This window comes from Kitasatospora sp. NPDC049258, assembly GCF_040678895.1.
Classification (GTDB): Bacteria; Actinomycetota; Actinomycetes; order Streptomycetales; family Streptomycetaceae; genus Kitasatospora.
This window is the reverse complement of record NZ_JBFAQT010000013.1, coordinates 172886-182718: the sequence shown is the minus strand read 5'-3', so window position 1 is coordinate 182718 and position 9833 is coordinate 172886. Positions and strand designations below refer to the sequence as shown.

Annotated in this window: 9 protein-coding genes and 1 pseudogene; 2 read left to right on the top strand and 8 right to left on the bottom strand. The window is 75.7% G+C overall.

Translation table 11 applies throughout. From position 1 onward, the window contains the following. The 3 genes and pseudogenes from AB0K43_RS14325 to rpe all read right to left on the bottom strand — a co-directional run. Positions 1-236 (bottom strand): annotated as a pseudogene (locus AB0K43_RS14325) (pirin family protein); the annotation flags it as partial. Between the two features lie 52 nt (positions 237-288). Then, positions 289-1212 (bottom strand): alpha/beta hydrolase-fold protein, encoded by a 924-nt coding sequence (locus AB0K43_RS14320; RefSeq protein WP_363639364.1) that lies wholly within the window; start codon positions 1210-1212, stop codon positions 289-291. Between the two features lie 175 nt (positions 1213-1387). Further along, a complete protein-coding gene (rpe, locus tag AB0K43_RS14315; protein ID WP_363639362.1) occupies positions 1388-2071 on the bottom strand; it encodes a ribulose-phosphate 3-epimerase in 684 nt (227 codons plus the stop codon). A gap of 173 nt (positions 2072-2244) precedes the next feature. On the opposite strand from rpe, the gene AB0K43_RS14310 reads away from it, so the two are divergent. Beyond that, positions 2245-3099, top strand: coding sequence for a hypothetical protein (locus AB0K43_RS14310; RefSeq protein ID WP_363639360.1), 855 nt, complete (start codon positions 2245-2247; stop codon positions 3097-3099). Positions 3100-3254: 155 nt separating this feature from the next. Continuing rightward, positions 3255-4523, top strand: a complete 1269-nt coding sequence (locus AB0K43_RS14305; RefSeq protein WP_363639358.1) for an ATP-binding protein — start codon at positions 3255-3257, stop codon at positions 4521-4523. Positions 4524-4586: 63 nt separating this feature from the next. Here the strand turns inward: AB0K43_RS14305 and AB0K43_RS14300 are convergent, their stop codons facing one another. From AB0K43_RS14300 to fmt, 5 genes are all read right to left on the bottom strand, one after another. Beyond that, entirely contained in the window at positions 4587-5261 is a 675-nt protein-coding gene (locus AB0K43_RS14300; protein ID WP_363639356.1) for a C39 family peptidase, read from the bottom strand. A gap of 117 nt (positions 5262-5378) precedes the next feature. Continuing rightward, positions 5379-6350 (bottom strand): aldo/keto reductase, encoded by a 972-nt coding sequence (locus AB0K43_RS14295; RefSeq protein WP_363639354.1) that lies wholly within the window; start codon positions 6348-6350, stop codon positions 5379-5381. A gap of 91 nt (positions 6351-6441) precedes the next feature. Then, a complete protein-coding gene (locus AB0K43_RS14290) occupies positions 6442-7257 on the bottom strand; it encodes an alpha/beta hydrolase (RefSeq protein WP_363639352.1) in 816 nt (271 codons plus the stop codon). Positions 7258-7359: 102 nt separating this feature from the next. Further along, positions 7360-8790: a transcription antitermination factor NusB gene (locus tag AB0K43_RS14285; protein WP_363639350.1), complete on the bottom strand. Its 1431-nt coding sequence runs from the start codon at positions 8788-8790 to the stop codon at positions 7360-7362. An 85-nt stretch (positions 8791-8875) separates the two neighbouring features. Then, positions 8876-9811, bottom strand: coding sequence for a methionyl-tRNA formyltransferase (gene fmt, locus AB0K43_RS14280; RefSeq protein ID WP_363639348.1), 936 nt, complete (start codon positions 9809-9811; stop codon positions 8876-8878). Between the last annotated feature and the right edge of the window lie 22 nt (positions 9812-9833).

Sequence of the window (9833 nt, the reverse complement as noted above, 5' to 3'; positions counted from 1 at the left end):
ATGTGCGGGTGCGGCGGGACCTGCATGCCGGGCTGGTCGGCGATGTCGTCCGGGCCGTAGTGGTCGACGAAGCACCAGGCGCCGACCATCCGCCGACCCAGGTTCGGCAGCAGCCGGCGGACCACGGTGGACTCGCCCAGCGGCACCTGACGGCCGGTCAGCAGGTCGCGGACCGGACCGGTGGCGGACTCGTGCCCGCACCGGGTCGGCGTGGGCCGGAGGTCGAGGTTGCTCATGGCCGCCACCGTACGACGCCGGCGGATCCGGCGGCCGCACCGTGCCCGGAGGTCAGCCGGCGTGTCCGAGGAAGGCCGTGGCCGCCGGGAGGACCCGCCGCCAGAAGCCCTCGGTGTGGGCGCCGCGCGGGAAGTGCGCCTCGGTGGTGCGAGCGGCCAACTCCCGGGCGGCCGGGCAGAACGGGTCCTCGGTGCCGCACCAGAGCCCGAGCCGGGCGGCCGGCGCCGGGTCGGGGTGGAGCAGCGGCTCGTGCTCGCGCCAGTCCGCCTCGTCCCGGAAGCCGTCCACCGTGCGGGCGTCCGGCCAGCCGCGGAACAGCGCCGGGCTGAGCAGCGCGACCCCGCGCAGCGCGCCCCGCCGGGCCCGGGCGTAGCGCAGGGCGCCCGAGCCGCCCATCGAGATGCCGAGCGCCGTGGAGGGCTCCGGCAGGCCCAAGGCCCCGAGCCGGCCCGGGAGTTCGTCGAGCAGCATGGCCATCGGATCGTCGCCCGGTGTGCGGGCGTGCCAGTAGGTGGCGTCCCCGCCGTCGACGGCGACGAACCTGAACGGCGGCGCCCCCGCGGCCACCGCCGCGGCCAGGAACTGCGGCAGGCCGAGCTCGGCCATCGCCCGGGCACTCCCGCCGCGGCCGTGCAGCACTAGGCAGACGGGAAGCACGGCGGCGGGGGCGGCGCCGGGCGGGGACATGGTGATCAGCTCCACCGCCCGGCCCCGGGCCGCCGAGGTGAAGGTGCCGACCTGGACGGGCCCCGGGCTCGTGGCGGGCACCGAGCCGTCGGGGCCGGTCAGGCCGATCGCCCGGCGCAGCCGCGGGCCGCCCGGCAGCAGGTCCTCGGCCACCGCCGTCCCGGTCGCCGCCACCGCGGCCGTGCCCACCGCCGCCACACCGAGCACCCGCAGCAGGCGGCGCCGCCCGAGCGTCCGCCCCTCGGGCGGGGCCTCCTGCGGCACTGCACCGAACGAACCGTCCTGCACGGCCCCTCCCCCGTCCGAAAGCCCGTCCGAAAGCCCGTCCTGAAGCCCGTCCGACGCCCCGCGCCGAAGATCAACGGGCTCCACAGTACGGGCTGCGGGGCAGCGCGCCGGCGCCGCCCCCGTCACGGCAGCGGGACGGCCGACTCCGGTACGGCCCGGGCGGATCGGGCCGGGATCAGTGCCGGCAGGCCCAGGGGGCGTTCGCCGTCACGGCGTCGGCCTGCGCCCGCAGCGCGCGGACGGCCTCCGCCGGGTCCTCGGCCCCGTACACGGCGGAGCCCGCCACGAAGACGTCCGCGCCCGCCTCGGCGCAGCGCTCGATGGTGCCGGCCGAGACGCCGCCGTCCACCTGGAGCCACAGGTCCAGACCGTGCTTGTCGATCAGCTGCCGGGTGCGGCGGATCTTGGGGAGCATGATGTCCAGGAAGGCCTGGCCGCCGAAGCCGGGCTCGACCGTCATGATCAGGACCATGTCGAGCTCGGGCAGCAGGTCCTCGTAGGGCTCGATCGGGGTGGCGGGCCGCAGGGCCATCGAGGCGCGGGCACCCTTGGCGCGGATCTCCCGGGCCAGCCGGACGGGGGCGGCGGCGGCCTCGACGTGGAAGGTCACCGAGCCGGCGCCGGCCTCCACGTACTGCGGGGCCCAGCGGTCGGGCTGTTCGATCATCAGGTGGCAGTCGAGCGGGGTGGTGGTGGCCCGGGCCAGCGACTCCACGACCGGCACACCCAGCGTCAGATTGGGCACGAAGTGGTTGTCCATCACATCGACGTGCAGCCAGTCGGCGCCTCGGACGGCCTCGGCCTCCTCGGCCAGGCGGGCGAAGTCGGCGGAGAGGATGCTGGGGTTGATCTGAGCCATTTGAGGGTACCTTCACAACTCGGTGCGGGCGGCTTGAGCTGCCATCAAGGTCCATCATCTCTCGCGTGATCGACCGGCCGTGAGCGGCGACGCCTCCCCGTGACCCGCGTCACATTCGAGACGCGTGTGCCGGGGTCGCGACCATCGCGGCCCCTCTGCGAGAGAGGTACCCGATGGCCGAGCTGGCTCACCCTGCCCGCGCTCTGTGGTGGCTGTTCGAACCCGTCCACGCCCTGACCTACTTCTCGCCCGAGGGCCGGGCGGCGTACGAGGCGGCGGGGCTGCGCGGCAGCTGGCGCGGCTACTTCGCCGGCCGCTCCGCGCCGCTGGGGCCGGTGGACGCGCCCCCGGTGGTGGCGGCCTTCTTCAGCTTCTCCCCCGGCATGGTCGAGCGGGCCCTGCCGGACGTCTGGAGCCGGGCCACCCCGCAGGCCGCCCTCGCCGCCCGGGTCTCCGGTGCCGAGGCGGCCCTGGAGCGGGTCCTGGAGACGGTCAAGCCGCATCTGATCGACCGCTCGGTGGAGCTGCTGGAGCGGGCCGTCGACGGCCTGGACTGTTGCGGGCGGGTGCTGGCCGCGGCCAACGCGGCCCTCCCGCGCCCCGAGGGCCGGCTCGGCCGGCTCTGGCACGCCACCACCGTCCTGCGCGAGCACCGCGGCGACGGGCACGTCGCCGCCCTGGTCGCCGAGGGTCTGGACGGCTGCGAGGCCCTGGTGGTGCGCTGCGCCCTGGACATCCGCCGCGAGGTGCTCCAGCCCTACCGCGGCTGGAGCGACCAGGAGTGGGACGCGGCGAGCGAGCGCCTCGTCGAACGCGGCTGGCTCGCCAAGGACGGCTCGCTCAGCCCCGAGGGCCGCGCCCGCCACCAGGCCCTGGAGGCCGCCACCGACCTGGCCGCGGCCCGGGTCTGGGCCAACTTCCGCCGGGCCGAGCTCGACGAACTGGCCACCGCGCTGCGCCCGATCTCCACCGCCTGCCGCGCCGAGCTGCCGCAACTCAACCCGATCGGCCTGCCGGTCAGCAGCTGAGGCAGCTTCGGCGGCTTCGGCGGCTGAAGCAGCCGAGCGCCCCTACCGGATGCCCGGCCCGCCTCCCCGGGCCGGGCATCGGCGCGCCCGGACCGAGCGCCCGGCGCCCGTCCGGCCGATGATGGGAGCAGCGGGACGCGGACCGGAGGCGGCGCATGGCGGGCTGGCACGTACGGGACTTCGCGCCGGAGGACCTGGAGGCGGTCGTCCGGCTCGACACCGAGGGCGGCGGCGGCGACCAGCCCGCCGTCTTCCACCTCTCCGACGTGGTCGCCGCGCTGCAGGCGGGCCACCCCAGCGTGGTCGCGGTGGCGGAGGAACGGCTGGTCGGCGCGGCGGTGGCGCGGCTGGAGGGCGACCGCGCCTGGGTGCTCCGGATCAGCCTGGACGGGGCCTGGCGCCACCTGGGGCTGGGCAGCGCGCTGCTCGCCGCCCTGGAGGCCCGGGCGCACGCGGCCGGTGCCCGGACGCTGGCCGCGATGCTGCCCGAGCACGGGACCGGCGCCGCGGCGCTGCGCAACAGCGGGTTCACCCCGCGCGAGGGCGTGACGTACTACGAGAAGACCCGGTCGGTGCGGGCCCAGGACGTCGTCCTGCTGTCCTCCCTCGGCGCGGCGGAGCCGCCGGCCGGGCTGTGGGACCGGCTGGCCGGGATGGCCCGGGAGAAGGAGCTGATCGAACGCCGGCTGGTGCTGCCGCTGGCCCACCCGGAGCTGGCCGCCCAGCACGGCGTGGAGCCGCCGCGGGCCGTGGTCCTGTTCGGCCCGCCCGGCACCGGCAAGAGCACCTTCGCCAGGGCCGTGGCCGGCCGGCTGGCCTGGCCGTACGTGGAGCTGTTCCCCTCCCGGCTCGCGCTGGAGGACGGCCTGGCGAACGGCCTGAGCCGGCGCTTCGAGGAGATCGCCCAGCTGGACCACGTGCTGGTCTTCATCGACGAGGTGGAGGAGGTCGCCGGCATCCGCAGCAGCGCCGATCCGGCGGCGGTCGGGGTGGTCAACGAACTGCTGAAGTCGATCGTGCGGTTCCGCGACCGCGACGACCGGCTGCTGGTCTGCGCCACCAACAACGTGGCGGCGCTGGACCCGGCCTTCCTGCGGCACGGCCGGTTCGACTACGTGCTGCCGATCGGCCCGCCCGACCACGAGGCCCGCTGCGCGCTGTGGACCAGCTACCTCGCCCGGGCCGGCGCGGAGGCCGACATCGCCACCCTGGCCGACGCCAGCGACGGCTTCACCCCGGCGGACATCGCCCAGGCCGCCCGCGCGGTCGCCCAGAGCGTCTTCGAGCGGACCTTGGACTCCGGGGAGCGCGCCCACCCGCGCACCGATGACTATCTCAACACCATCCGGCACACCCGCCCCACCGTCACCAGTGAGATGGCCCTGGCCTTCGCCGACCAGACCGGCCGCTACGGCCGCACCTGACCCGCGCCGGCCACCCGCGCCGGCCACCCGCGCCGGCCACCTCGGGCCGCGCCCACCACCTGCTCAGTGCCCCGGCGCCGCCGTACGCCGCCCCGTCCCCGCGCTCACCCGGCCGCGCCGGGGCGGGCCGAGCAGCACGCCGCGCCCGGCGTAGAAGCGCGGCAGGTCCGGCCACGGCACCCGGGCGTACTGCTGCGAGCCGTCCGGGAAGCCGGACGGGTTGTGGATCAGGAGTTCCTGCTCGGTCGCGCCCACCGCCAGCACCAGGTGGCCGCCCTGCCGGGGCGGCTCCGGGTCGAGGGTGCGGATGCTGGGGTGGACCGAGAGCATCAGCAGCCGGCCGTCCTCGATCTGCTCCGCCAGCTCCTCCACCGGCAGCGGGTCCCGCGCCTCGGCGTACAGGCCCCAGCGGGTGCGCACGTACTCGGCGAACGGGCGGTGGACCAGGCCCTCCAGGCGGCCGTCCGGGTGCCGGACGTACGCGCCGGCGGCCCGGCACTCCTCGGCCAGCGGGACGGCGGCGGGGGCGACCCCCCACCAGAAGTCCAGCGCCATCCGCAGGCAGGCCATCCCGCAGATCCGCCAGGACCAGTACTCGTACTCCTCCTCGCTCGCCGCGCCGGAGCGCTCCCAGAGCGGGTCGTCGGCGGCCTGCACGGTACCGGCCAGGATGTCCGGCACCAGCTCGGCGGACTCCCACTGGGAGTAGTACGGGACCTGGTTGATGATCGGGCTCACCCGGCCATCCTGCCGCCTCCCGGCCCCGGTTGCCCGGTGGCCGGGCCCGGCGGGGCCAAGCGCCCGGGGTTGTCGGACAACCCCGGGCGCGGCCGACCCCGCCGGGCGGCCGGGTGACTACCAGGCGTAGTCCTCCGGCGCGGTGCGGCGGCCGGGGAAGATCTCGTCGAGCCGGTCGAGGGTCTTCTGGTCCAGCGTCACGTCCAGTGCCCGCACGGCCGCGTGCAGCTGCTCCAGGGTGCGCGGGCCGACGATCGGGGCGGTGACGGCCGGTCGGGAGAGCAGCCAGGCCAGCGCCACGTCCCCGGGCTCGTGGCCGAGCTCGGCGGCCAGGTCCTCGTACGCCTGGAGCTGGCCGCGCTTGGCCTCCAGCGTCTCGGCGGAGCGGCCGGTGACCCGGCGCACGCCCTGCGACTCCTTGCGCAGCACGCCGCCGAGCAGCCCGCCGTGCAGCGGGGACCACGGGATCAGGCCGAGCCCGTAGTGCTGGGCGGCCGGGACGACCTCCAGCTCGACGTTGCGCTCCAGCAGGTTGTAGATCGACTGCTCGCTGGTCAGGCCGAGGAAGTTGCGCGCCTTGGCGCTCTCCTGCGCCTGGGCGATGTGCCAGCCGGCGAAGTTGCTGGAACCGACATAGATGATCTTGCCCTGGGCGACCAGCACCTCCATCGCCTGCCAGATCTCGTCCCACGGGGTCGCCCGGTCGACGTGGTGCATCTGGTACAGGTCGATGTGGTCGGTCCGCAGCCGCCGCAGGCTGGCGTCGACCGCACGGCGGATGTTGAGCGCGGAGAGCTTGCCCTCGTTGGGCCACTCCCCCATGTCGCCGTAGAGCTTGGTGGCGATCACGGTCTTCTCGCGGCGGCCGCCGCCCTGGGCGAACCAGCTGCCGATGATCTCCTCGGTGCGACCCTTGTTCTCGCCCCAGCCGTAGACGTTGGCGGTGTCGAAGAAATTGATGCCCTGTTCGTGGGCGGTGTCCATGATCTGGTGCGCGTCGGCCTCTTCGGTGTGCGGGCCGAAGTTCATGGTCCCGAGGCACAGTCGGGACACGGTCAGGCCGGTACGGCCGAGGTGGGTGAACTCCATGACCGCCAGCCTCTGCCGCACCGGCGGCTTTGTCCAGCATTTCGTTCCACCGGTGCATCAACTCCGGTCACCGGCCGGCCGGTGGGCGCGCTCAGCCGCCGGCCAGGGTCCGCGGTAGGACCACCCGGACGTACTCGGCCGGCTCGGTCATGTGCGGCACATGGCCGGCGCCGCGGTAGAGGTGGCTGCCGACCTGCGGCAGGGCCAGCGCGATCCGGTCGAGCACCGGCTCGAACATCGGCGGGCTGTTGTCGCTGCGGGTGAGCAGGACGGGCTCCGGGTAGCGGGCCAGGGCGGCCAGGTCGAGGTCGAACGCCTCGGGATCGCGCAGCTCGTCCAGGTAGGTCGGCGCGTTGCGCACGAAGGTGTGCCGCAGCGGCGCGGGCAGCCGTGGCCAGGCGTCCGGCCCGAAGGCCACCGTGTCGACGAACAGCTCGGCCGCGGCCGCGGACTCACCGGCCTCCAGCAGCACCCGGATCGGCTCGTTGCGCTCGATGAACCCCCGGGCGACGGAGGCCAGTTCGGGATCGTCACGGAGCAGCGCCAGGCCCGGCGGCTCGTGCACGGCGAGCCCGCGCACCAGCTCGGGCCGGGCGGCGGCCAGCCGCAGCGCGACCAGACCGCCGTAGGAGTTGCCGCACACGAAGGCCGGGGCGAGGCCGAGCTCCTCGATCAGAGCGGCCAGGTCGGCGACGTCCTGGTGCACCGATCCCTGGCCCGGCGGGTCCGCGCTGCGGCTGTGTCCCCGGCGGTCGTACGCCACCACCCGGCAGCGCCCGGCGAGGCCCGGCGCCACCCGAGCCCAGCTGTCGGCGTCACCCCAGGAGCCGTGCACCAGGACCACGCCCGGCCCCGTGCCCCGGCCTTCGTAGTACAGCGACACCCCGTTGACGCCGATCTCGGACATCCCGCGCCTCCAGACCTCGGTGGAAGCCAGCTCAGCATCCGGCGGCCGGCGCCGCGAGCCCCGGCGGCCGTCCGGCCGTACCAGGGGCCGGAGGCCCGCCGGTCAGCCGGTGCGCCGCAGCAGTGCCAGGTACATCGCGTCGGTGCCGTGCAGGTGCGGCCAGAGCTGGACGTCCGGGCCGGCGCCGAGGCCGGGCAGGCCGGGCAGCAGCGGCCGGGCGTCGATCCACTCCACCCCGGGCTCCTCGCGCAGCACGTCGTCGACCACGGCGCGGGTCTCGGCCAGGTGCGGGGAGCAGGTCGCGTAACCGACCACGCCACCGGGCCGGGTGGCCCGGATCGCGGTGCGCAGCAGGTCCCGCTGGAGCGGGCCGAAGCCGGCGATGTCCTCGGGGCGGCGGCGCCAGCGGGCCTCCGGACGGCGGCGCAGCGCACCGAGGCCGGAGCACGGGACGTCGACCAGGGTGCGGTCGAAGGCACCGGGGCGCCAGGCGGGCTTGGTGCCGTCCGCCGCGATCACGGTGTACGGGCCGGGGTTGCCGTCCAGCGCTCGGGCCACCAGGCGGGCCCGGTGCGGCTGCTTCTCGGAGGCGACCAGGGCGGCGCCGCGCTGGGCCGCCAGGGCGCCGAGCAGGGCGGCCTTGCCGCCGGGCCCCGCGCAGCCGTCCAGCCAGAGCCGATCGGGCCCCTCCAGCGGGGCGGCGGCCAGCGCCAGCGCGACCAGCTGGCTGCCCTCGTCCTGGACGCCGGCCCGATTCTCCCGGACGGCGTCGATCCCGGCCGGGTCGCCGCCCTCGGCGAGCCGCAGCGCGTACGGGGACCAGCGACCGGGCTCGGCCTCCGGCAGGGCGGCGGCGATCTCCTCGACCGTGGCGCGGCCGGGCCGGGCGATCAGGGTGACCTCGGGCCGCTCGTTGTCGGCGGCCAGCAGCTCCTCCATCGCGCCGCGCCCGCTGGCCTCGGGCTGCCAGCGGCCGAGCGAGTCCCAGAGCGAGGAGACCACCCAGCGCGGGTGCGAGTGCAGCACCGCGAGGTGGTCCTCGGCGTCCTGCTCGTACGGCGGCGCGACCTGCTGGAGCCAGGCGTCCAGGTCCTGGGCGCTGATCTTGCGCAGCACGGCGTTGACGAACTTGGCCCGGCCGTCGCCGAGCACCGCCCGGGCCAGCTCCACGGTGGCGGAGACGGCGGCGTGGGTGGGGATCCGGGTGCCGAGCAGCTGGTGGGCGCCGAGCGCCAGCACGTCCAGCACCGGCGGGTCCACCTCGCGCAGCGGGCGGTCGACGCAGGCGGCGATGATCGCGTCGTAACTGCCCTGCATCCGCAGGGTGCCGTAGACCAGCTCGGTGGCGAGCGCCGCGTCGCGCCGGTCCATGCCCTTCTGCTCGGCCTCGCGGAGCAGCGAGGGCAGGATCAGGTTGGCGTAGGCGTCCCGCTCGTCGACGGCGCGCAGCGCGCGGAAGGCGACGGTGCGGGCCGGGTCCTTCTTGGGGCGGCGGTGCGGGCGGGGGGCGCGCTTGGCGCTGGGGGTGGTCACAGGTGCCTCAAGGTGCTACGGAATCAGCTGAATTCGGGCGAACGGTGCAGGTGGGAGCGGAGGTGGGGGCAGGGAGCAGCGCCGGTCAGAGGCCCAGCCGCTCGCCGGACTCGATCCGGACCCCTCGGGCCCAGTCTGCCGCGCGCATCGGCTTCTTGCCCTGGGGCTGGACCTCGCCCAGCTCGATCTCGTGGCTGCCGGTGCCGGCCCGGACGCTGTTCTTGCCGACGGCCAGCTCACCCGGAGCGAGCTCGGCCGCATCGGTGAGCAGCCGGACCGGGCCGGAGAGCTTGAGCCGCTCGCCGCGGAAGGTGGTCCAGGCGCCGGGCGCGGGGGCACAGCCCCGCACCAGCCGGTCGACCCGCAGCGCGGGGTGGGTCCACTCGATCCGGGCGTCCTCGACATTGATCTTGGGAGCCAGGGTGACGCCCTCGACCGGCTGCGGCACGCCGTGCAGCGAGCCGTCCGCGAGTCCGTCCATGGTGGCGACGAGCAGCCGGGCGCCGGAGTGCGAGAGCCGGGTGAGCAGCTCGCCGCTGGTGTCGCTCGGGCGGATCTCCTCGGTGACCACCCCGAAGACCGGGCCGGAGTCCAGCCCCTGCTCGATCAGGAAGGTGGAGGCGCCGGTCACCTCGTCGCCGGCCAGCACGGCGTGCTGCACCGGGGCCGCCCCGCGCCAGGCGGGCAGCAGCGAGAAGTGCAGGTTCACCCAGCCGTGCGCGGGGATCTCCAGCGCGCCCGGGCGGATCAGCGCGCCGTACGCCACCACCGGGCAGCAGTCGGGCGCGAGCTCGGCCAGCCGGGCCAGGAACTCGGGCTCGCTCGGCCTGGCCGGCTTGAGGACCTCGATCCCGGCCTGCTCGGCGCGCTGGGCGACCGGGCTGGCGACCAGCTTGCGGCCGCGGCCGGACGGGGCGTCGGGGCGGGTGACCACCGCGACGACCTCGTGCCGGTCGGAGGCCAGCAGGGCGTCCAGGGCGGGAACGGCGACCTCGGGGGTGCCGGCGAAGACGAGGCGCATGGGTGCCTTTCAGCAGATCAGC